The 21,158-nt window shown below is 48.0% G+C and carries 23 protein-coding genes; 1 reads left to right on the top strand and 22 read right to left on the bottom strand.

Annotation, left to right across the window (positions count from 1 at the left end):
* Nucleotides 1-7: 7 nt before the first annotated feature.
* The 18 genes from trpA to mtrB form a co-directional block, all read right to left on the bottom strand.
* Nucleotides 8-814: a tryptophan synthase subunit alpha gene (gene trpA / locus AC3WQ3_RS14590; protein ID WP_154895621.1), complete on the bottom strand. Its 807-nt coding sequence runs from the start codon at nt 812-814 to the stop codon at nt 8-10.
* Entirely contained in the window at nt 811-2,010 is a 1,200-nt protein-coding gene (trpB, locus tag AC3WQ3_RS14585; protein ID WP_492472609.1) for a tryptophan synthase subunit beta, read from the bottom strand. The genes trpA and trpB overlap by 4 nt, the downstream gene beginning before the upstream one ends.
* Nucleotides 2,007-2,732 carry a phosphoribosylanthranilate isomerase gene (locus tag AC3WQ3_RS14580; RefSeq protein WP_492472671.1) on the bottom strand — a complete coding sequence of 242 codons (726 nt, stop codon included), beginning with the start codon at nt 2,730-2,732 and terminating at the stop codon, nt 2,007-2,009. The genes trpB and AC3WQ3_RS14580 overlap by 4 nt, the downstream gene beginning before the upstream one ends.
* An 8-nt stretch (nt 2,733-2,740) precedes the next feature.
* Complete coding sequence (gene trpC / locus AC3WQ3_RS14575; protein WP_492472608.1) at nt 2,741-3,532, bottom strand: indole-3-glycerol phosphate synthase TrpC; 792 nt, start codon at nt 3,530-3,532, stop codon at nt 2,741-2,743.
* The gene (gene trpD / locus AC3WQ3_RS14570) at nt 3,522-4,544 is read right to left on the bottom strand and encodes an anthranilate phosphoribosyltransferase (protein WP_492472670.1); all 1,023 of its coding nucleotides are present in this window, start codon (nt 4,542-4,544) and stop codon (nt 3,522-3,524) included. The genes trpC and trpD overlap by 11 nt, the downstream gene beginning before the upstream one ends.
* A gap of 86 nt (nt 4,545-4,630) precedes the next feature.
* Nucleotides 4,631-6,202: an anthranilate synthase component I gene (trpE, locus tag AC3WQ3_RS14565; protein ID WP_492472607.1), complete on the bottom strand. Its 1,572-nt coding sequence runs from the start codon at nt 6,200-6,202 to the stop codon at nt 4,631-4,633.
* Nucleotides 6,203-6,718: 516 nt separating this feature from the next.
* Complete coding sequence (aroH, locus tag AC3WQ3_RS14560) at nt 6,719-7,096, bottom strand: chorismate mutase (RefSeq protein ID WP_492472606.1); 378 nt, start codon at nt 7,094-7,096, stop codon at nt 6,719-6,721.
* Between the two features lie 2 nt (nt 7,097-7,098).
* On the bottom strand, nt 7,099-8,196 hold the full coding sequence (aroB, locus tag AC3WQ3_RS14555; protein WP_492472605.1) for a 3-dehydroquinate synthase: 1,098 nt from the start codon (nt 8,194-8,196) through the stop codon (nt 7,099-7,101).
* Between the two features lies 1 nt (nt 8,197).
* Nucleotides 8,198-9,367: a chorismate synthase gene (gene aroC / locus AC3WQ3_RS14550; RefSeq protein ID WP_095292861.1), complete on the bottom strand. Its 1,170-nt coding sequence runs from the start codon at nt 9,365-9,367 to the stop codon at nt 8,198-8,200.
* A gap of 249 nt (nt 9,368-9,616) precedes the next feature.
* Nucleotides 9,617-10,408, bottom strand: coding sequence for a CheR family methyltransferase (locus AC3WQ3_RS14545; RefSeq protein WP_153979185.1), 792 nt, complete (start codon nt 10,406-10,408; stop codon nt 9,617-9,619).
* A 24-nt stretch (nt 10,409-10,432) separates the two neighbouring features.
* Nucleotides 10,433-10,876 carry a nucleoside-diphosphate kinase gene (gene ndk / locus AC3WQ3_RS14540; RefSeq protein WP_127540275.1) on the bottom strand — a complete coding sequence of 148 codons (444 nt, stop codon included), beginning with the start codon at nt 10,874-10,876 and terminating at the stop codon, nt 10,433-10,435.
* A gap of 157 nt (nt 10,877-11,033) precedes the next feature.
* On the bottom strand, nt 11,034-12,008 hold the full coding sequence (locus tag AC3WQ3_RS14535; RefSeq protein WP_127540273.1) for a polyprenyl synthetase family protein: 975 nt from the start codon (nt 12,006-12,008) through the stop codon (nt 11,034-11,036).
* A gap of 328 nt (nt 12,009-12,336) precedes the next feature.
* Nucleotides 12,337-12,954, bottom strand: a complete 618-nt coding sequence (locus AC3WQ3_RS14530) for a UbiX family flavin prenyltransferase (RefSeq protein ID WP_336780737.1) — start codon at nt 12,952-12,954, stop codon at nt 12,337-12,339.
* A 2-nt stretch (nt 12,955-12,956) separates the two neighbouring features.
* On the bottom strand, nt 12,957-13,823 hold the full coding sequence (locus AC3WQ3_RS14525; RefSeq protein ID WP_095361932.1) for a UbiA-like polyprenyltransferase: 867 nt from the start codon (nt 13,821-13,823) through the stop codon (nt 12,957-12,959).
* Nucleotides 13,816-14,544 carry a demethylmenaquinone methyltransferase gene (locus AC3WQ3_RS14520; protein WP_095292874.1) on the bottom strand — a complete coding sequence of 243 codons (729 nt, stop codon included), beginning with the start codon at nt 14,542-14,544 and terminating at the stop codon, nt 13,816-13,818. Before AC3WQ3_RS14520 ends, AC3WQ3_RS14525 begins: the two co-directional genes overlap by 8 nt.
* A gap of 11 nt (nt 14,545-14,555) precedes the next feature.
* Nucleotides 14,556-15,419, bottom strand: a complete 864-nt coding sequence (locus AC3WQ3_RS14515; RefSeq protein ID WP_492472604.1) for a heptaprenyl diphosphate synthase component 1 — start codon at nt 15,417-15,419, stop codon at nt 14,556-14,558.
* A 101-nt stretch (nt 15,420-15,520) separates the two neighbouring features.
* Nucleotides 15,521-16,072: a hypothetical protein gene (locus AC3WQ3_RS14510; protein ID WP_153979189.1), complete on the bottom strand. Its 552-nt coding sequence runs from the start codon at nt 16,070-16,072 to the stop codon at nt 15,521-15,523.
* A 205-nt stretch (nt 16,073-16,277) separates the two neighbouring features.
* Nucleotides 16,278-16,499 carry a trp RNA-binding attenuation protein MtrB gene (mtrB, locus tag AC3WQ3_RS14505; RefSeq protein WP_095292880.1) on the bottom strand — a complete coding sequence of 74 codons (222 nt, stop codon included), beginning with the start codon at nt 16,497-16,499 and terminating at the stop codon, nt 16,278-16,280.
* A 149-nt stretch (nt 16,500-16,648) separates the two neighbouring features.
* Between mtrB and AC3WQ3_RS14500 the strand changes: the two genes are divergently transcribed.
* Nucleotides 16,649-16,810: a hypothetical protein gene (locus tag AC3WQ3_RS14500; protein WP_336780735.1), complete on the top strand. Its 162-nt coding sequence runs from the start codon at nt 16,649-16,651 to the stop codon at nt 16,808-16,810.
* 66 nt (nt 16,811-16,876) lie between these two features.
* Here the strand turns inward: AC3WQ3_RS14500 and AC3WQ3_RS14495 are convergent, their stop codons facing one another.
* The 4 genes from AC3WQ3_RS14495 to AC3WQ3_RS14480 form a co-directional block, all read right to left on the bottom strand.
* A complete protein-coding gene (locus tag AC3WQ3_RS14495; RefSeq protein ID WP_024630670.1) occupies nt 16,877-17,149 on the bottom strand; it encodes an HU family DNA-binding protein in 273 nt (90 codons plus the stop codon).
* Between the two features lie 218 nt (nt 17,150-17,367).
* Nucleotides 17,368-18,354 carry an ABC transporter permease gene (locus AC3WQ3_RS14490; RefSeq protein WP_095292881.1) on the bottom strand — a complete coding sequence of 329 codons (987 nt, stop codon included), beginning with the start codon at nt 18,352-18,354 and terminating at the stop codon, nt 17,368-17,370.
* Nucleotides 18,351-19,868, bottom strand: coding sequence for a sugar ABC transporter ATP-binding protein (locus AC3WQ3_RS14485; RefSeq protein WP_492472603.1), 1,518 nt, complete (start codon nt 19,866-19,868; stop codon nt 18,351-18,353). Before AC3WQ3_RS14485 ends, AC3WQ3_RS14490 begins: the two co-directional genes overlap by 4 nt.
* Before the next feature lie 112 nt (nt 19,869-19,980).
* Nucleotides 19,981-21,078 (bottom strand): sugar ABC transporter substrate-binding protein, encoded by a 1,098-nt coding sequence (locus tag AC3WQ3_RS14480; RefSeq protein ID WP_492472602.1) that lies wholly within the window; start codon nt 21,076-21,078, stop codon nt 19,981-19,983.
* Nucleotides 21,079-21,158 lie beyond the last annotated feature (80 nt).

The following is a 21,158-nucleotide window of genomic DNA, read 5'->3' as shown; positions in this document are numbered from 1 at the left end:
TATCTCCCTATCCTTTTAATTGTGCCACAAAGTTGCGAATTTGCAACAGCCCTGCCTCACGGGTATCCGGATTCCCAAGAAGAGGAATCGCTTCTTCCACCTGACGAACAATGGCACTCCCTACAACCACCCCGTCGCAGATGCGGGAAAAACGCTCTACTTGCTCATGACTGGATATGCCGAAGCCTACTGCAACCGGAATATCTGTCAGACTTTTCACAGTCTCAATAAAGCTTTCTACTCCTTCAAAGAAGGAGGCTCTCTCCCCCGTTACACCTAGCGAAGATACGCAGTAGATAAAACCTCTCGCTCCAGTAACGATACGCTCAATCCGCGCGTTGGACGTAGGGGCTACCAGCGGAACCAGATGCACACCTGCTGCGTCCGCCCTGCGGCGCATCTCTTCTGCTTCCTCAATGGGAAGATCCGGAATAATCATGCCGCTAATATCGTGTTTCACAAGTTCATCAAAGAACAAATCAAGTCCCGTTTGCAGGACAGGGTTGTAATACGTAAAGAGAACAAACGGCAGCTGTACCCCTGCCTCGCGTGCTTTGGCGGCTGTTTCCATGCAGGTACGAATGGAGATTTGGCTTTTCAGTGCACGCTCGGATGCACGCTGGATGACAGGACCATCCGCAAGCGGATCGGAATAGGGAACCCCAAGCTCCAGGATGTCAGCTCCTGCCTGTTCAAGCTCCTTGATAATATCAATTGTCGTCTCCACATCGGGGTCACCAACGGTCAGAAACGGAATAAGTGCTGTACGATTTTGTTCCTTTAAACGCAGGAAGGTCTGGTCCATTAGGTTCATGACAAGTTCCCTCCCGTATATTTCATAATGGATTCAACATCTTTGTCTCCCCGACCGGACAGACAGATGACAACGATATCCTCTGCTGTAAGTTCAGGTGCAAGCTTAACGACCTGAGCCACGGCATGTGCAGATTCCAGTGCAGGAATGATACCTTCTGTACGACTGAGCAGCTGCAGAGCATCCAGCGCCTCCTGATCTGTAATCGGTACATATTTAGCACGTTCAATGTCTTTTAGATAGGAATGCTCCGGACCAACGCCAGGATAATCCAGACCCGCCGAGATGGAATGTGCAGGTTGAACCTGTCCATACTCATCCTGAAGCAAATAACTCATGGAACCCTGAAATACGCCATGTGTCCCTTTACTCATCGTTGCTGCGTGGAATTCAGTGTCCACACCTTTGCCGGCAGCTTCAACACCAACCAGCTTCACATCCTGATCCCCGATAAACGGGTAAAACATACCAATTGCATTGCTTCCGCCACCGACAGCCGCAACGATCACATCAGGCAGACGCCCTTCGATCTCCTGGATCTGTTTGCGCGTCTCATCCCCAATGACTCGTTGAAAGTTACGCACCATCATAGGATATGGATGAGGACCAACGACTGATCCAAGCACATAGAATGTATCCTCCACGTTGCTGACCCAGTAACGAAGAGCCTCATTCCCTGCATCCTTCAGTGTCCGTGTGCCCGACGTCACCGGAATCACTTCCGCCCCCAGCAGCTTCATCCGGAATACGTTCAGTTGTTGACGCTCTGTATCTTCTTCGCCCATGAACACTTTACACTCAAGACCAAGCAGTGCAGCAACGGTTGCCGTTGCGACGCCATGCTGCCCGGCACCCGTTTCGGCGATGACTTTCTTTTTACCCATACGTTTGGCGAGCAAGCCTTGTCCGATCGCATTGTTAATTTTATGTGCGCCGGTATGATTCAAATCTTCCCGCTTCAGATAGATCTTCGGTCCTCCCAGATGGCGAGACAACTGTTCCGCATGATACAGCGGCGTCTCCCGTCCGGAATACTCACTTAGCAGATAATTTAATTCCTTATTGAATTCCTCGTCTTGAGAGTAACGATCATACGCCTCTTCCAATTCGATTAGAGCGTTCATTAGTGTCTCAGGAACAAAGCGGCCTCCGAAGGGACCGAATCGCCCGTGTTGATCCGGCAATTGATGTGTCATGCCTGCTTCACCCTTTCTACAAATGCTGTGATTTTTGCAATATCTTTCACGCCATCAGACTCTACGCCGCTGGATACATCGACGCCGTCTGGTGCATAGGTCTGTATCAGTTGCTCTACATTATCCGGATTCAGCCCCCCTGCTACGAACAGAGCAATTCCATGTTGAATGGCCCATTCGGCATAAGCGGGAATACGATCCCACGCAAACGTCTTGCCGGAACCTCCTCCGTATAACGGATCATAGGTATCCAGTAATATGGCATCCACAACGTTTTGATAAGGATCAAGTGCCTTCTTGGCCGTATCGTTCACTTCTGCAGCTGTTTCATCTTTGGGAAAAGAAAGAGCCTTGAACACCTCGGTGCCGAAACGCTGCTTCACCAGTCCGCAAAATTCCGGAGACTCCTGTCCATGCAGCTGAATAACATCCAGGTGAGCTGCTTCCATGACACTCTCCAGCTCTGTGATTGAAGGATTCACAAATACTCCCGCCAGTTTCGGACGATAAGAAGCATTCCAGTCCATGAGGACCGCTCTTAACTCGGCAGCCTTACGCGCATCAATTTGGCGACGGGACTCGGCAAAGACAACACCAACGTAATCAATCGGCAAGTTTATCATCGATTTTAGCACTTCAACGTCCTGAAGTCCACAAATTTTTACTGCCGCTGCCGATTCCCTAGGCGCCCCGTTATCTCTGCCGCCTACACCGTCAATCATAAGTTTATTCATCCTCTTGGCCCCATCAGTTCGTAAACGGCAGCTTCCACATCATCCTTACGCATCAGATGCTCACCGACGAGGATTCCTTGTACTCCGGCCTCTATTAGAGATCCTAAACGCTCTGGACCGTCAATTCCGCTCTCACTGATTAACGTTACGCCATCCGGAATCAGCTCCATTAGATCAAGCGTTGTACTTAAGCTGGTTTCGAACGTCTTCAGATTACGGTTATTGATCCCAACAAGAGTTGCCTGCGGAATCTCCAGTACCTGCTCCAGTTCCGTTCGGTCATGGACTTCAATTAAGACATCCAGTCCTATACTTTTGGCAAATGACAGATACTGACGGATCTGCTCTGGGGACAGGATGCTTGCAATCAGCAAAATGGCATCTGCACCAAGCAATCTTGCTTCAGCGATCTGGCGCTCATCAATAATAAAATCCTTGCGCAAAAGAGGAATATTTACAGCTTGATGAATGGCCTGCAAATATTCTCCACTGCCTTGAAAGTAGGAGATGTCCGTCAATACGGAAATACAATCTGCTCCTGCCCGTTCATAGGCTAATGCAATCTCTACCGGATGAAAGTCAGGACGTATAAGCCCATTGGATGGTGATGCTTTTTTCACTTCAGCAATAAGTCCCAGGCTCCGATTACGATTCTTCGATAGCACCCGTTCAAACCCGCGGGTAACCGGCAATGTTTCAATCTGTTTTAATGCCTCTTCCATCTGAAAGGTCTGGGCCAATACTTCAACCTCTTGCTGTTTCGTTGCTACAATTCGATCAAGATACATGACTGTACGCCTCCGTTGTGTGTATTAGCTGTTCCAATTTCATCGCTGCCTTTCCGGAATCCACAGCATTCGCGGCCATGGTCACACCTTCCGCAATGGTCTCTGCAAGACCCGAAAGGTAGATGCATGCTCCAGCATTTAACAGAACGACATCACGATACGCGCTCCGTTCTCCGTGAAAGATTCGTTTTATGATTTCGGCATTCTGGAGAGCATCTCCTCCAAGAACCGTCTCCAGCGGATGGAGCGACAACCCCATATCACGCGGGTCAATGTCGTACGTCTGAACTTCACCATTACGCAGTTCAGATACCTGAGTCGGTGCGGATATGCTGATCTCATCCAGTCCATCATGACTTGCAACGACGAGCGCTCTCTTTAGACCGAGACGATTGAGAACTTCTGCAATCATCGGCGTACGACTGCGGTCATACAAACCAAGGAGCTGCCGATCCGCGCCTGCGGGATTAGTGAGAGGACCAAGCATATTGAAGATCGTACGTACACCAAGCTCTTTGCGTGGTGCCGCCGCATGTTTCATGGAAGGATGGTACACCTGAGCGAAACAGAAGCAAATTCCGATCTCATCCAGACATTGTCTCGCCTGTTCTCCATCCAGATGAATGTTAACCCCCAGCGCTTCAAGAACATCCGCACTGCCTGCTTTACCTGAAGCAGATCGATTGCCATGTTTCGCCACACGAACTGAAACTGCTGCAGCAATGATGGCTGAGGCTGTCGAGATATTGAACTTGTGAATCCCCGATCCACCGGTCCCGCAAGTATCGAGCAGCCCGCTGCCATCAGTAAGAATCCGGCCACCCTGTCCACGCATCGCCTCGGCAAAACCGGTGATTTCGTCCACCGTCTCCCCCTTCATTCGGAGAGCCATCAGCAACCCTCCGATCTGGGCCGGAGTCGCTTCCCCCCTCATGATGGAGTACATCAAGTTACGTGCTTCCGTCTGCTCGAGATGGTTACCCTCCAAAATTTTGGCAAGTCCGTCCTTCATTCCTTCGTTCTGGCCTAGGGCAGATGCGGATCTCTTGGAATCTTCATTCATCACAGGGTTCATATTCATATTCGGTCTCTCCTCTCTCAGTTCTGTTCAGCCGTGACTGGCGTTACAAAATAATCTGCATTAGCAAGTGTCAGGTGGTTATCTTTCCCCTTGGGAGGGAACATGGCCTCCGCTGTACGGATTGCTTTAAGTAATGCTTTCGCCTTGTTGACTGTTTCCTCGTATTCACTTTCAGGTACCGAGTCCCATACAATGCCTGCTCCGGCCTGCACGTACGCTTTTCCTTTTTTGAAAATGATGGTTCGAATCGTAATGCAGGCATCCATGTTACCGGAGAACCCGAGATATCCGATAGCGCCTGCGTAAGCACCGCGTGCTTCTTTTTCCAGCTCTGCAATAATTTCCATCGCACGCAGCTTCGGTGCACCCGATACCGTTCCAGCTGGGAGACAAGAGAGGAATGCATCGAAGAAGTCCTTGTCTTCTCTGAGCTCACCCGTCACATTCGATACCATGTGCATGACGTGAGAATAACGCTCAATCTCCATGAACATGTCACACTTCACACTGCCAAATTTCGATACACGGCCGAGATCGTTGCGGCCCAAATCAACCAGCATGAGATGTTCCGCCCGCTCCTTCTCATCCTGCAGCAGATCAGCTGCAAGAGCACGATCCTCCGCTTCTGTTGCACCTCTTGGGCGTGTGCCGGCAATTGGCCGTGTCTCCACACGATTTCCGTCCACCTTCACCAGAGCCTCTGGTGAGGTCCCGACAATGATTTCATCATCCATTTTCAAATAATACATATAGGGCGATGGGTTCAGTGTCCGAAGTACACGATACACATGAAGCGGGGAAACTTCAGTATCGATGTGGAAGCGCTGCGACAGCACGACCTGAAAAATATCACCTGCACGTATATATTCCTTGGCTTGCTCCACATTGCCGATAAACTGTTCCTTTGTTAGGTTAGAACGAATATCCCCCAGATCAACGTCTCCCGGAATGGATCGCGGATTCAGGTTTTCCCCTGGTCCCTGCTGCTGCAAGCGCTCAGCGGCCTGCTCAAGCTTCTCTGATGTCACTGCATAAGCTTTCCGGATGTCCTCATCCGTTGCTCCTTCTTTGACATGAACGTTCCCGACAAGCAGCATTTGCTGTTTCACGTGGTCAAACACAATAATCTGGTCACAGAACATGAAGCGAATATCATCCATATTCAGATCATCCAGCGCATGAGCCGGAAGCTTCTCGTAATATTGCAGCAGATCATATCCAAAAAAACCAATCGCCCCGCCTGTAAATGGCGGCAGTTCGTCATCTTTGGGACTACGGTACTTGCGCAGCAGCGCTTTTAGTTCTTCAATGGGTTTGCCTGGCAGCTCGCGCTTCTGGCCAGCTTCTTCCACTTCCATCCGACCCTTTTTGGCCGAAATCATCAGAAACGGATCCGTACCAATGAAAGAATACCTTGCCCACTGAATACCACCCTCCACACTTTCCAGCAGGAATGCCCGGTCATTCTCAGCATAACGGCGGAAAATCCGGATAGGTGTTTCCATATCAGCCAAAATCCGTTTGACTACCGGAATCAGATTGTATTCATTCGACATTTTCAGTACTTGATTAACGTTTGGCGTTATCATCAGATCACGTCCTTTCAGATTAGGTAGAAGAAAGTGGTTGTATATAACAAAAAAACCTCTACCATCAGGTAGAGGTTCTGGGTTTATAAGCTGTAATTAACAGTTTAATGCTTCATAAATAACAAGTCCCTATACTTCCATGCTGGATCACAGACCAGTCTCATGAATGAACGTTCTACATCCACCAACCTGCACGTCTTGAATATGGATTCACTAACTCTTCCTGCTTGAACGATTCCATCACAGAAACGAAATGGGATCTCAGCAAACAAAAATGAGCTTATACCAAAACAAAACGGTGTCACTGGACACGTTTCACAATATGAGGTTCCTGTTCCTATCAATCCTGTAGCACGACGTACCGCGAATCAGTTGGCCGACCTTGTTACTCCGGCTACCACCCGCTGGACTCTGCTATATACTCCACTATCTCAGCTGCTCTCAGCTCAACTCATACTCTACTCAACTGGTTCTCACTATACAGCATTCAGAATGGTTTGACAACCACTCTATTTCTTATGAATTTGAAGGTGCAGCCAAATCAGGCCGCAGGGATTGTGCACCATTCAGGTACACATGATTGATTTCATGTTGTTCTTTGGTTGTGTTCACATGCACCATGAAACGAATGCATTGCGGCAGGGCACCCTTAACGGGTACTTCCAGTGCGCACATCAAAGGTACCAATTCCCAGCCTTCCAGTTGACGAATGGCCTTCGCTGGAAAGGCAGCATCCAAATCACCCGTCATCGTAATCCAGACGCTGCAGATATCTTCCGGTTTAATATCGTTGCGGTCCACAATCTCCTGCAGCAATACCGCTGTTTCCTTCAAAATCTGTTCTTCGTTGTTTTGCGTGACTGTTGTAGCCCCGCGAATTCCACGTGTTACCATCGTTATTCTGCTCCCTTCTTAAGCAATTCAATGACATCCCGAACTGCCGATACGGGCACGTCTTTTACAATTCGCGCTGCTCCAATCCGATCCGGAATAATGAAAACCATATGTCCTTCACGGAATTTCTTGTCATGCATCATGGCATCCATCAACGCATCCGTTTCCAGATGTTTCGGCATAGTGACTGGTAATCGCAGCGAACGAAGCATCCGCACCGTATCGTCATATAGACCTGCAGGTGCACCAAGCTTCTCGCCCAGCAAAGCCGATCCGGCCATCCCGATAGAAATGGCTTCTCCATGCAAAAACTCCCCGTATCCAGCTATCGCTTCAATTGCGTGACCAATGGTATGGCCCAAATTTAAAAGTGCACGCTCGCCGTTTTCCCGCTCATCACGGGACACAATTTCAGCCTTGATGCCGCATCCGCGTTCCAGTCCGTATCCGAGTGCTTCCGGATCAAGCGCGAGCAACGCTTCGGCATGCTCTTCACACCAATGTGCAAACGCTTCGTCGCGAATCAGTCCGTGCTTCAGCATTTCCGATAGTCCGGCTGAAACATCACGCGGCGGCAAGGATTGAAGTGTATCCACATCATAGAGCACAAGCTCAGGCTGATGGAACGCACCAATCATATTTTTGGCCAGCGGATGGTTAACGGCTACTTTACCACCAACACTGCTGTCATGTGCGAGAATTGTTGTAGGTACTTGTACAAACTTGATTCCACGCATATATGTAGCTGCCACGAATCCAGCGAGATCTCCCACAACGCCTCCGCCTAACGCAATAATAGCGGAACTACGATCCAATTTACCCTCAATGGCAGCTGTCATCATGTCTTGATAAACCGATAGGGATTTGGAGGTCTCTCCCGAAGGAACCACTGCCGAGACGACTGTATAGTCAGCCGCTCGGAGGGTCTGTTCAAGACCAGCCAAATACTTGGGAGCCACATTCTCATCTGTAATAATGAGCAGCGGACTTTTCTTGGTCAATCCATATTGTTCAAAGAAACGAGGCGCCTCAGTGAGCAGACCACTGCCAATCAGAATGGGATATGAGCGTTCCTCCAACTGAACTGTCAGCTGACGCATATTAATAGCTCTCCAATTGAGCATTATAGTTGTTGTAGTTCGCGCGAATTTCCTCCATGGAATCCCCACCGAACTTCTCAAGGAATGCCTTGGCAATCTCCCATGCCACCACATGTTCCATAACTACGCTTGCTGCTGGAACGGCACAAGCATCTGACCGTTCGACTTGGGCAGTGAAGGCTTCTTTGGTATCAATATCAACACTTTGAAGTGGTTTGTAGAGTGTGGGAATAGGTTTCATAACCCCACGAACCACGACCGGCATTCCGTTGGTCATGCCGCCTTCAAATCCACCCAAACGATTGGTTGCCCGGTGGTAACCACGTTCCTCCGTGTGAAGAATTTCATCATGTACCTGGGAGCCACGAATCGTTCCTGCTTCGAATCCGATACCGATTTCCACACCTTTAAAGGCATTAATGGACATGACACCTTGAGCAATCCGTGCATCCAGTTTGCGATCATACTGCACATGGCTTCCGAGACCGACAGGCACACCTTCAACAATGCATTCCACGATTCCTCCGATGGAGTCGCCTTCCTGCTTGATTTGATCAATGTAGGCTTCCATCTTCTTCTCCGTCTCTGCATCCGTTACTCGAACCGAGGAAGCTTCGGTTACTTCAATCAGCTCATCGATAGGCAGGTCTTGGTAAGGTGCTTCGATCTCTCCGATACGCAGTACACGCCCCGCTACCTTAATGCCAAACTCAGCCAGAAATTGACGAGCGATCGCTCCACAAGCTACACGTACCGTTGTTTCACGTGCACTGGAGCGCTCTAGAACGTTGCGCAGATCTTTCAGGTTATATTTGAGTCCGCCGTTCAGATCCGCATGTCCAGGACGAGGGCGATGAACGCGGCGTTTCTCTTCATCACTGCCTTCAATAGGCTCAATATTCATAATGTTCTGCCAGTGTTTCCAGTCATTATTTTGAACGACCAAAGCTACCGGAGCTCCAGTTGTATATCCGTGACGGATGCCACCCACAAAATTGGCCTGATCTTTCTCAATCTGCATCCGGCGACCACGGCCATATCCTTTTTGTCTACGGTGGAGCTGGAAGTTCAGTTCCTCAAAATCAATATTCAGATTGCTTGGCAATCCTTCGATAATTGCGGTCAATTGGGGTCCGTGCGTTTCCCCTGCGGTTAAATAACGTAAACTCATAATACGTTCCCCCTTTAAACTGTTAAACTGCACATTGCTAAAATCCCATAATTTCTTTGCTCATTATAGTATAGCTGACCCGCTTTGACAAGAAAGCCCGTCGTTTCCTACCCAAAAACGAAATTTTGGTCAGCTTGTGCTGGGACAATTCGGAGCTGAAATTACACTCATTATATCCGGAAATACAAATAACCGTCTGGACACATGTTCGTGTGTAATCCAGACGGTCATCCAATCTGTAAACCTTATTTATTTTTTGCGATAGAAGAACGTTTCCGCTGTCTCCAGACCGTATTGTCCAGGGGAGAAGATCTGTTCTGTGCTGCCTACGAATAGAATGCCGCCTGGCCGTAAACTTGCTGCAAATTTATGATACAACAGATTTTTGGCTTCCTCGGTAAAATAGATCATTACATTTCGGCACACAATCAGATCATACCCATCATCAAACGGGTCCAGCAGCAAATTCTGCTTCATAAACTTGATTGAGCTTTTGAGCTTGTCATCGATTCGGTAAACCAACCCGTCCTGTTTAAAATAACGACTGGCTGTCTCTTTGGGGACATCCTTGAGCGAACGCTCCATATAACGCCCTTCCTTGGCTTTGGCCAGTGCGCCTTCGTCCAAATCACTCGCCGTAATGGAACTGTCCTTAAGAATGCCCATCGTATCCAAAATCATGGCAAGTGTATAGGGCTCTTCGCCAGTTGAACAAGCTGCACTCCATACCTTTACCCGGCGCTTTGGACCAATCAATTCAGGAAGGATCTCGTCACGGAGCACTTCCCAGCGGTTAGGATTTCGCCAAAATTCCGAAACGTTAATCGTCATCCGATCGAGAAATTCGTAAAACAGCGACTTATCCTTCTGCATGGCATCAAAAAAATTAGAAAATGTATGAAACCCGTTTTTGTTTCGAAGTGTGGTCAGCCGTCTTTTCATCTGGCCTTCCTTGTATTGAGCAAGATCAATGCCTGTGCTCTCTTTGATTTTCCGAATAAAACCGGCATAATCCGGGTCTAGTTGTTCCTGCTCCAGCATCGTATCACCCTTCTGGCTAATAAATTACAACCAGGCTGCGATGCTCTTGTCGTACGTCACCAATTCATCTGAAGTAAAGAAGTTTGCTGCTTCACGAGTGGCAGACTCCGGGGAATCAGCTCCATGAATCAGGTTATGCGGTGTGTGGCTCGCAAAGTCTCCGCGGATCGTACCGGGAGCCGCTTCCTTTACATTGGTTTTGCCGATAACGATCCGCGCAAGTGCCACAATGTCATCACCTTCCCAGACCATCGCAAATACAGGCCCGGATGTGATAAACTGCACCAGATCATCAAAAAACGGCTTTCCTTCATGTTCCGCATAATGGCGCTTTGCCTGATCCTCTGTCATCTGAACCAGTTTCCCAGCCACCATTTTAAACCCCTTGTCTTCCAGACGGCTAACGATACGCCCAATCAAACCACGCTGCACACCATCCGGCTTTACCATCAAAAATGTACGATCCATACGCTCACTCCTCACTCACGGTTCAAAGTTAGTTCATTATGTAGACGCAATCACTTTGATTGTAACATATATGTCCAATTCCTCCCAATGAGGAATCTCACATCTATGTCTTTGGAGTAAACCCGAGCAATAAGCAGCATGATCATATCACTGCACTTTAATGAGTCCGCTTGACAACAAAATGTGCAATATCGCGCAAATTTTTGCTTGTCTTGATATTAGGCAGCTGTTCCAGAGCATCGAGCGCTTTCTTCATATATCGGTCAGCCAGTGCTTCAGCTTTAGCGATTCCTTGACTTTGGCGAATCATTCCAATCGCATCCGAGGCACTTGCCCGTCCGTCTTCACGCTGAACACGCGAAATCTCGTTAAGCAGCGGCTCACGAAGATCACGTTCCTGTAGAGCGTATAGAACTGGCAGCGTAATATTGCCCTGTTTCATATCACTACCCGGAGGCTTGCCCAGCTGTTTCTCTGTTCCCACCAGATCAAGTACATCATCCTGAATCTGGAAGGCCATGCCCACATTATATCCGTAAGTATACAGGAGCGAGGAAACATGTTTTGGTGCACGTGTAGCCAGAGCTCCAAGCTGGCAGCTGACCGCAATCAGCAGCGCCGTTTTGCGACGGATCCGCAGCAAGTAATTGCGAACACTCTGTCCTGTATTGAAAAAGTCACGAATCTGCTCCATCTCACCGATGGACATCTGCACCATGGCCTTCGCCAGAATACGATGGATGTCCGGATCGGACAGGCCAGCTGTCATCTGAAGTGCTTTTCCATAGATATAATCCCCGGTGTACATGGCAATACGGTTATCCCATTTGGACTTTACCGTAGGTTTGCCTCTCCGTGTCTCCGCATTATCAATCACATCGTCATGTACCAGCGAAGCGGAGTGAATCAATTCCAGCGGTACCGCAATCAACTTCAGGCGTTCAATGTCATATGTACCATATTTACCGCCGAGCAGTACAAAGACTGGACGCAAACGCTTCCCGCCTGCTTTGAGCAGATGTAGTGAAGTTTCACTTAGCAGTTTCTGGTCTCCCTGCACACTGCGATACAATTCTTTTTCAATGTAATCCATGTCTTTTTTTAACAACCCGAAAATATCCAATAGTTTCATTCGTTCACCCGTGTCAGCGTATTATCAGTCCAAAAATCCATGCTTACCTTCCCCTCCAGCAAGTCGGGCCTGCAGGTATAACGAAAAACCAGGGCTTACCGTTCCTGCTTGTGTTCTACTAAGTCGTACTTACTTCATCGAATGTCAAGGCTGACATCCGGGAATTAAACTCTTCGACTTGTTCTGAAACAAATCCAGAAGTTGCCGGAGCATGGGTCAAGGCTGTGGTTTCACAGAAACTCTACCATCAGCGCTCACCAATACCCCGGGATACCGGGGCGAGCAGGTCGTATCCTGCATAAAGTTCAAACCGTTATAGAAAAAACGGCTAGCCCCGTTGATCCGGTTCTCCCCATCTTGCGAACAGTTGATGCTGAATGCGCAAACTATCCAGCACTTTACCTACCAAAAACAAAATCAACTCTTCCATCGTCTGAGGTTTGTGATAAAAAGCCGGCATGGCCGGAATCATTCGAACACCCAAGCGAGAGAGCTTGAGCATATTCTCCAAATGGATCGCATGCAGTGGAGTCTCCCGTGGTACCAGAATTAGTGGCCTTGCCTCCTTCATCATGACATCCGCAGCACGAGACATCAGATTATCTGACGCCCCCTGTGCGATGGAGGAAAGTGTGCCCATGGAGCATGGCATGATGATCATGCCATCAGCCAGGTAAGATCCGCTTGCAATCGAAGCCCCTATATCACTAACGGGATGATAAACCAGCGAACCGCCGAGGCCGCCGAATTTCTCTTCCAGCACACCTTCACGATTCGTGACATCCCAATCCACTTCTTCTTTTAAAACCCGCCAGCCGGCATTAGAAATCACCAGATGAACCGTGAAATCCAGGCCGAGCAGCGTTTCAATAAGTCTTATGCCATAAATACTTCCGCTGGCTCCGGTAATTCCGACAACAAGTCGTTTATTGTCCAGCTGCTGCATGTTTATTTCACCGCCAGGTCTATCAAAGTAAAGGTAAATACGACCAGACTCAAAACACTATTCATGGTAAAGAAAGCCGTCTGTACACGACTCATATCGTTAGGCGATACAATATAGTGCTCATAGAAAAGAATACCATATGTAATCAGCATGCCTGCACCATACCACCAGCTCAGATCCGTCATCAACAGAAGCGCCAAAAATCCGATGGCTGTAATAATGTGAAAGAACTTAGCAATATTCAACGATTTAATAAGTCCGAAACGGGAAGGAATGGAATGAAGCCCCTCTTCCTGGTCGAACTCCAAGTCCTGACATGCATAAATAATATCAAAGCCTGCTGTCCAGAACACAATCGTAACGTACAGCACAATGGCTGTCCAATCCATGGACCCCGTAACAGCTACCCAGCCTCCAAGTGGAGCAAGGCCAATAGTCATTCCTAGTACAACATGGCAGAGCCATGTGAATCGTTTGGTGTATGAATACAATACCAGCATAAACACTGCGATTGGAAGTAATTGCATGGATAACACATTAAGATTGGATGAAGCCCAGAATAACAGTACAAACGAGACAATAATAAAGATAACAACCTCGCCATTTTTGAGCAGGCCCGCTGGGATGGCACGCATAGCCGTCCGCGGATTTTTGCCGTCGATCGCTTGGTCAATCATCCGGTTAAGTCCAAATGCCGCACTGCGTGCACCAACCATGGCCAGCAGCACCCACATAATCTGCATCCACGTTGGGAACGTTCCGTTCACGACCATAGACCCGAGAATGGCACCCATAAATGCAAAAGGTAAAGCAAAAAGCGTATGTTCAATCTTGATCATTTCTAAAAAAATGCGAATTTTCCTAAACATGCTGATTCTCCTTGGTTCCAATATGCAATGCCGCGATGCCTCCGGTCAGAGGATAGGCCTGCACTTGCTTCAATCCGGTTTCTTCGAAAATGGTAGCCAGTTCCTTCCTTCCCGGAAATAATGCCAATGAATCAGGCAGCCACTTATACTGCTCATAACGTTTGGCGAACAATTTGGCAAGTCTCGGCAGTACTTGTTCAAAATAAAAATAATAAATACCTTTAAACGGTTGCCATGTCGGCTTGGACAATTCCAGGCACACAACCATACCACCTGGTTTCACTACACGTTTCATTTCCGATAAAACCTGTCTCAGATCAGGAACATTACGAAGGCCAAATCCAATGGTAACATAATCAAATGAATTATCTTCAAAAGGAAGTGACATGGCATTCCCCTGAACAAGCGTAATCTGCTTTTGTCTGTTTACGGCATTAACCTTGTTCTGCCCGACTTCAAGCATGTTGCTGCTAAAGTCCAGTCCATGCATGTGACCTGTTTCACTTGCCTCTGCCATCGCCAGCGTCCAGTCACAGGTACCGCAGCATAGATCTAAGCCTGTATCCCCTTTGGACATGTTCATTTTCTTCATTGTGAATTTGCGCCAAGCTTTATGCCTGCGGAAACTCAGGATGTCATTCATGACATCATATTTTCCGGCTATACTCTGAAACACCGAATGGACAAACTCTTCTTTTGGTTTCGACTCTGCGCTCCCCATTTGTCTCCCCCTCAATCTTCCCTTACTGCTGCGTGTGAAGGCTCCAGATAACCCAAATAGGTTTCCAAGATGGCATACAGCTCAGCTAATCCCTGCTGGTCTTGTTCTTCCTGAAGCAATTGCTTTATGCGGTTTGTACTTTCACGAAGCCTGTCCAGCAGAAGCCCATCAATTTGATACTTCACTGCCATGGCCCCACATGCCCGCATATCTGGCTCCGGCTGGACAATCAGGTTCCGCTCATCGGCTGTACCTTGCTTGTATATATGCCAGAAAGCATAGCTATGGCTGAATTTCTTCGCGTCATTCATTCGCTGCAGCTCTTCCACAACGGTCTCGCACAAGCTGAATTCGGCAAGAAGACTCTCCCATAGCTTCTGTTCCTTTGATCCGATCATGTCCGCAAAAGAAAGAAACAGCTGCATCTTCAGCTGTACCGTTTCACGCAAGTATTCTTCAGCCGAAACGAGAAGCTTTTTCATCCGATCATACAGCGTCATCTTGCGCACGTTGACTTCAGATACGGCACCACTGAGCTTGCCGATCATCTCAATACGACCCGCATGGGCAAGCAGCTGATAAAAGCGACTGCTCAAGTAATCACCAGCAAGAACGTTCAACTGGCGTGAGCGCATATCCTGCTCTTTCCGATCCCCGGAGATCGTATCGATTCGATCATGCGTATCCATGGCCAGCTGGACGAGCGAGGTAGCCAGAGCATACAACTCATCATGCTCCTTTTCATCTGTACGGCCCACAAACGCCTGCAGCAGACGAGCCCGGCTATCCGGAAACGGTGGTATTTCCGTATGTTGTCGAATCATGTCGTAATCCGTATATTTTTTTGCTAGTTGGGGTACGCGATATGAATTCATTCTCAGCCTCCGAGCCTTTGCATTGTTAAACCATTTCTGCACTACAATCTTATATATTATAGCATATGTTGAACAGACACGCACTGAATCCTGCTATTCTATTACCCTTCGTTCAACAATTCGAATTGCTTCTTCCACAGATCGGTCTCCATGATGTGAAACCATTCTTTTATTTCACCGGATAGGACGGGGCTTTTCCAATTTCGAAGTGCTTCGATTGCATCTGTTGGCCACTCATTTCTTCGTATATCTGCAGCAAGCAGCAGATGCCTTTTGTGCAGCCACTCATCTTCTGCCATGACACGAAGCAGTATTTGCTCTACGTTATCTAGACCGTGAAATCCAAGCTCGGCCACCGTTGCCATATTATCATAGATTTCGGTGTAACTTGTTCCGGTACCTGTCACCTTCAGATCCAGTTTCAAAATGGACTGCTTCCACTCCACTTTTGCAATCGGTGTAGTCAAATGCATGGAGCTCAGCACGTCCACCAAATTCTCGTCAGACAGTTCCAGCTTTTGCTCAGCTGCAGATACCGGCTGTACCCGCTCTCCGCCCAATGTTCGCATATGTAAGGTTTGCACAGCAACCAACAGGAAAACTGCTGCAACCGTTGCCAGCAGCGAAGCCGTCACGATCATCCGCGGTTTCATAAACGCCTCCCTGCCTTTACATGTTAGTGTAGTCTGTCCGGTAAAGGCTCATACCTCATTGTACAATGAAAAAAAGCAGGCTATGCCTGCAATTTTTCGTTCATACCCAAAGTATCGGCTCTACCCCAATCCACTTCGTGAACAGGCAGGAGATTTCCGTAAAACGACGCTTAGCTCTGATGCAACAGACTCTTAACTCGTCTTTTTATTCTGATTCTATTTGGCCATGCTTTGTAATCATGGTAGCCTTGCCGCGGATTTTGATCGCGGAAGTATGATTCGTAAACTGGGCAATCATGACTTCACCTTTGTCCAGCTTCTCGGTATGATGAAAACGCGTGTCCTGTCCTCGCGTCAAACCGATGACCTGAACTCCGTTTTCCTCTGCCTTAATGACAATGTAATCACTGCCGGTTGGATGGTCCATTACGTAGCGTCCCCTCTCCTAATTGTTCAATAGCGTTAATGATGATTAAGATTGATTCATTTGTCAACTGAGTTTTGCTTGTTAAGCTGCAATAATCTATGGGAACCGGGTCATACTACAGTATACATTCCATAGAAAGGAGCCTCTGCATGAAGTACACCCCTGCAACCTTGACAGACGAGCACATTCATCAGCTACAGGACATTGAACAGCACCTTTCGGAATCAGCAGGAGAAGATCTGATATTGATCGCTTATAGCAAGCAACCGGACGACCCTGAGGACACAAAAAACAGCGAGGCATATCGTTAGAAGACAAAAGAAAAGGCCGTGAACGAGTCACGGTCCTTTCTTTGACATATGGAATATGTAGAAATCTTATTTAATTCCGTCTTTGAGCGCTTTACCTGGTTTGAATGCAGGAATTTTGCTCGCAGGAATTTCGATTTCTTCACCTGTTTGCGGGTTACGCCCTTTGCGTGCAGAACGCTCGCGAACTTCGAAGTTCCCAAAACCAACCAATTGTACTTTGTCTCCGCTTTGAAGAGCCTCAGAGATTGCTTCGAATACGGCATCAACCGCTTTCGTTACATCCTTTTTGGACAATTCAGTCGCTTCGGACACGTGTGTAATCAAGTCTGATTTGTTCATTTGTTTTCACCTCCTGAATCAATGTCCTGAATGTTATACTGTGTTTCCGTTTTAAAGCGAAATATACGTTCATACGCAAAAAATCTACGTACATCTTGAGCGTGATGAACACAATTATCCGCCTGCGGTCAACAGTCATTTCCGGCAGAATGCCGCCTGAAACCAAGCGCGTTTCAGACGCGGAACAAATTTTATACTAATACAGACAGCACACAATTTCAAGTGCGGTTGCGGTTTAGCACGTAAAATGTCACCGCCAGGGCAAGCACGAGGACGCCACCTTTTACAATATCATGAGTAAAATACTGAACATTCATCATGGTTAAACCGTTCACCAGTACCCCAATCAGAACTGAACCAATGAAGGTTCCGATAACATTTGGTTTCCCCGCACCAAAGACAGAGAACCCTACAAACACAGCTGCTACGGATTCCATTAACAACGGAGATCCTGCATCAATCTGTCCTGATCCCACTTTGGAGGCGTAAATAATGCCCCCTATTGCAGCAAACACGCCAGCAGCCACATAAGCAAGCGTACGCACCTTTTTCACCTTGATTCCGGACAAGCGCGCCGCCTCTTCATTGCCTCCAGTAACGTACATCTGGCGTCCGTATTTCGTATACGTCAAAAAGATATGAACACCAATGACTGCAACGAGCAGGAGGATAACCGATATAGGCATGCCGAGCCATTTTCCCTGACCAATCAGCAAGAACGTAGGATCCATCTCTCCGGCTGCCTTGCTGCCATCAGGAAATTGCATATGATTATAAATGGTGTACCCTTGCGCGTACGTTTTGTGAATACCTCCAATGATGTACATGGTCGCCAGCGTGGCGAGCAGATCAGGAATGCGCAGTTTTACAATCAGCAAAGCATTCAGGAGGCCAATGACTGCACCGATCACGAGCGGAACAATAATGACAACGGCGAGCGGCTGCTGATACCAGATCATTAACGATGCCGTTACAACGGTCGTCAATGAGACAGTAGCCCCCACCGAGAGATCAAAACCATCCACAATGAGAGATAACGTTACACCGATAGCCACAAAGGTCACGATCGATATCGACCCCAGAATGTCAGTCAGATTACTGTAGGTAAAAAAATAAGGCAACTTGATGCCAAAAAAAGCAATAACTCCGATAATAACGATAATCGCCCCGTAACGGAACGCAAAATCCATAGATTTGTCCTTCATACCTGCACCTCTTGTCCACCGCTTGCATAGTATAGCAGCTGTTCTTGGTTGGTCTCGCCACGCTTGAATTCTTTTACGATTTTCCCTTCACACATCACTGCAATGCGGTCTCCTATACCGAGCCCCTCGTCCAGCTCACATGTGAAATAGATGACCGCCTTACCTGCCAAAGCCAGCTCGTTAATGATACGGAAGATGTCACTTTTGGCTCCAATATCCACGCCCTTGGTAGGTTCATCAAATATAAAGACATCAGCGTCTGCATTCAGCCATTTGCCAATAGCTACTTTCTGCTGGTTACCTCCGCTCAGATACTTCACTTCCTGACGTACCGAAGATGTTTTAATGCCAAGCTGTTGAACCAGGGATTCCGCGTTCTCCCGCTCCTTTTTGCGACTAACGAATCCGAATGTACTAAGACGTCCGAGCAAGGGCAGGCTCAAATTTCGTTCCACATTTTCCTGAATGAGAATCCCCTGCTTGCGACGTTCCTCGGGTACGGAAACAATGCCTGAAGCTGCAGCATCCGCCGGCTGAGAGAAGCGAAGCGGTTTATCGTGTATACGAATATCCCCTTTCTCCAGCTGGTCTGCTCCAATCAGAAGACGGGAGCATTCCGTTTTGCCCGCACCGACCAGACCGACAACAGCCAGAACCTCACCACGGTGTACAGACAAATCAACCCCCTTTACCTTGATCCCCCGGTGCAGTCCACGTGCTTCAAAGATTACCTCGCCTATAGGTGCTTCCGTCTTCGGAAATTCCTCTTCGAATGGCTTGCCCAGCATTTGTGTGACCAGATCATTGACAGTTAGTCCACGCGCCTCACCCGTAAATACATGCTGCCCGTCTCTCATGACGGTCACTCGATCACAATGCCCAGTCACCTCAGCAAGCCGGTGGGTTATAAAAATGCAAGCTACTCCCCGTTCTTTTAACAAATGAACAATCCGGAAAAAGGCATCGGTTTCTTCCTGGCTCAGCGGAGCAGTCGGTTCATCAAATATAATCACCTTGGCATCCTGAATCAGGATGCGTGCCAGCAGGATCATCTGTTTCTCTGCAAGGGTAAGGTCTGCTACCTTTTTCTGAACTGCAATGTCTGCTCCCAATTCTGTGAGTGCCTCAAGAGCACGCTGCTGGAGCTTACGCGGGCTTTTCCACCATCCACCAACTGGAGAAGCCAGCTGGTCCAGCATAATGTTCTCTGCAGCCGTCAGCTGCGGTACCAGTGCAGCGTCAACCTCCTGATAGACACAGTGAATTCCGTTTGCCTTAGCGTCCCCCGGTGAATTTAGACGTAAATGCTGATCATTTAAACGAATCTGGCCCTGATCCAGTTGATAGGCACCCGACAGAATTTTCATCAAAGTACTTTTCCCTGCTCCATTGGCGCCAAGCAGTGCATGAATCTCTCCACCTTTTACAGAGAAATCAACGTCTTTCAGCGCAGGAACGCCGGCAAACTGCTTATGAATATGTTCCATTTGAAGCAAAATCGGTGCTGTTGTCATAATGTAGACCTCCAATCCCTCCTCCAGGGAGTCATGCTAACCTTACAATCTGTTGTTTTACATATCTGCCTGCGAAAAAAGCGCACCTTGCGGCGCGCCTTCTAACGCTGCTTTATTTAGCAGTGATTCCGTATTCCGCCATCCAATCCTTGATGCCCTGTGTACTTCCTCCCCAACCCTCAACATATTGGGACAATTCGGAAGTAGAGATTTGTGTCTCAGGCAGTGCTTCGCGTTGAACATAAACCGGATTAAGGACCACCTGATCTTCAGTCTCATCACCATTCAGTTTCTGATAAGCGTAACGTACCTGAACACGTCCAATGTCTGTCGGGTCTACCGCTGCGGAAGCAACCCAAGGATTTTTCGGATCCTGAATCATTTGCAAATCCTCATCACTCATATCGATGCCGTAAACTTTAATTTCGTCACGGCCCGCTTGCTGGATTGCACGTGCAGCACCTTTGGCAAACTCATCCCACGCAGCCCACACGGCTGTGATTTCGCCTTTCGGGTATTGTTTCAGAATCGCTTCCATCTTGGCTTGTGTATCCAGAGCAGGGTTTTGCGCTGAGCCAAATGTGGCAATCTCCTTGATGTCCGTATTCTCCTTCATGAATTCGCCGTAAGCAATCTGGCGGCGTTCCATAGGAGCGAATCCGGCCACCCATACTTTGACGATATTCCCCTGGCCGTTAATATCCTTTTTCATTTGTTCCAGTGTAAGTTCCGCCATCTTCTGGTCATCCTGAGACAATACGGTTGCCCCTGGTACTTGAATGGCTGCATCGAAGACTACTACCGGAATGTTTTGTTCTACTGCTTTTTTCACACCCGGTTCCAGGAGCGAGTCCCCGTGATCCGTCAAGATTGCATCGAACTTCTGGTTAATTGCGCTGTCCAGCAATGAAACCATCTTGGCTTTATCATTATCAGCAACAAATGTAGTTAGCTCACCGCCGAATTTTTCAATTTCCTCTTTTACGCCTTGTACATACTGCTGTGAGAAGGTGCCCGTGTTAAATTCCATGATTAGGGCAATTCGTTTACCACTAAGCGGGCCCGTCACTGCCTCCGTCTTGGGCTTGTCCTCTGATGCTCCGGAAGCTGGAGCTGCTGCTGGTTCTTTTTTGATCCCGCAAGCGGACAGCACCAATGTAAATACAAGCAGAACACTTAACCATACCCATTTCGTATCTTTCTTTTTCATCTCTGTCTCCCCCTATTCGTGCACTCTCAGTGACCTTGATCACAATAGTTGAATATTAATATAACGGCTAATCCCAAGTA

It is taken from the genome of Paenibacillus sp. FW104-T2 (genome assembly GCF_058789975.1).
This window is presented reverse-complemented; position numbering and strand designations above follow the sequence as displayed.

Excerpts from the sequence above, each read along its gene's own strand:
- trpA (WP_154895621.1), bottom strand. The coding sequence starts at position 814 with ATGAACCTAATGGACCAGACCTTCCTGCGTTTAAAGGAACAAAATCGT.
- trpB (WP_492472609.1), bottom strand. The coding sequence starts at position 2,010 with ATGACACATCAATTGCCGGATCAACACGGGCGATTCGGTCCCTTCGGA.
- AC3WQ3_RS14580 (WP_492472671.1), bottom strand. The coding sequence starts at position 2,732 with ATGATTGACGGTGTAGGCGGCAGAGATAACGGGGCGCCTAGGGAATCG.
- trpC (WP_492472608.1), bottom strand. The coding sequence starts at position 3,532 with ATGTATCTTGATCGAATTGTAGCAACGAAACAGCAAGAGGTTGAAGTA.
- trpD (WP_492472670.1), bottom strand. The coding sequence starts at position 4,544 with ATGAAGGACGGACTTGCCAAAATTTTGGAGGGTAACCATCTCGAGCAG.
- trpE (WP_492472607.1), bottom strand. The coding sequence starts at position 6,202 with ATGATAACGCCAAACGTTAATCAAGTACTGAAAATGTCGAATGAATAC.
- aroH (WP_492472606.1), bottom strand. The coding sequence starts at position 7,096 with ATGGTAACACGTGGAATTCGCGGGGCTACAACAGTCACGCAAAACAAC.
- aroB (WP_492472605.1), bottom strand. The coding sequence starts at position 8,196 with ATGCGTCAGCTGACAGTTCAGTTGGAGGAACGCTCATATCCCATTCTG.
- aroC (WP_095292861.1), bottom strand. The coding sequence starts at position 9,367 with ATGAGTTTACGTTATTTAACCGCAGGGGAAACGCACGGACCCCAATTG.
- AC3WQ3_RS14545 (WP_153979185.1), bottom strand. The coding sequence starts at position 10,408 with ATGCTGGAGCAGGAACAACTAGACCCGGATTATGCCGGTTTTATTCGG.
- ndk (WP_127540275.1), bottom strand. The coding sequence starts at position 10,876 with ATGGATCGTACATTTTTGATGGTAAAGCCGGATGGTGTGCAGCGTGGT.
- AC3WQ3_RS14535 (WP_127540273.1), bottom strand. The coding sequence starts at position 12,008 with ATGAAACTATTGGATATTTTCGGGTTGTTAAAAAAAGACATGGATTAC.
- AC3WQ3_RS14530 (WP_336780737.1), bottom strand. The coding sequence starts at position 12,954 with ATGCAGCAGCTGGACAATAAACGACTTGTTGTCGGAATTACCGGAGCC.
- AC3WQ3_RS14525 (WP_095361932.1), bottom strand. The coding sequence starts at position 13,823 with ATGTTTAGGAAAATTCGCATTTTTTTAGAAATGATCAAGATTGAACAT.
- AC3WQ3_RS14520 (WP_095292874.1), bottom strand. The coding sequence starts at position 14,544 with ATGGGGAGCGCAGAGTCGAAACCAAAAGAAGAGTTTGTCCATTCGGTG.
- AC3WQ3_RS14515 (WP_492472604.1), bottom strand. The coding sequence starts at position 15,419 with ATGAATTCATATCGCGTACCCCAACTAGCAAAAAAATATACGGATTAC.
- AC3WQ3_RS14510 (WP_153979189.1), bottom strand. The coding sequence starts at position 16,072 with ATGAAACCGCGGATGATCGTGACGGCTTCGCTGCTGGCAACGGTTGCA.
- mtrB (WP_095292880.1), bottom strand. The coding sequence starts at position 16,499 with ATGGACCATCCAACCGGCAGTGATTACATTGTCATTAAGGCAGAGGAA.
- AC3WQ3_RS14500 (WP_336780735.1), top strand. The coding sequence starts at position 16,649 with ATGAAGTACACCCCTGCAACCTTGACAGACGAGCACATTCATCAGCTA.
- AC3WQ3_RS14495 (WP_024630670.1), bottom strand. The coding sequence starts at position 17,149 with ATGAACAAATCAGACTTGATTACACACGTGTCCGAAGCGACTGAATTG.
- AC3WQ3_RS14490 (WP_095292881.1), bottom strand. The coding sequence starts at position 18,354 with ATGAAGGACAAATCTATGGATTTTGCGTTCCGTTACGGGGCGATTATC.
- AC3WQ3_RS14485 (WP_492472603.1), bottom strand. The coding sequence starts at position 19,868 with ATGACAACAGCACCGATTTTGCTTCAAATGGAACATATTCATAAGCAG.
- AC3WQ3_RS14480 (WP_492472602.1), bottom strand. The coding sequence starts at position 21,078 with ATGAAAAAGAAAGATACGAAATGGGTATGGTTAAGTGTTCTGCTTGTA.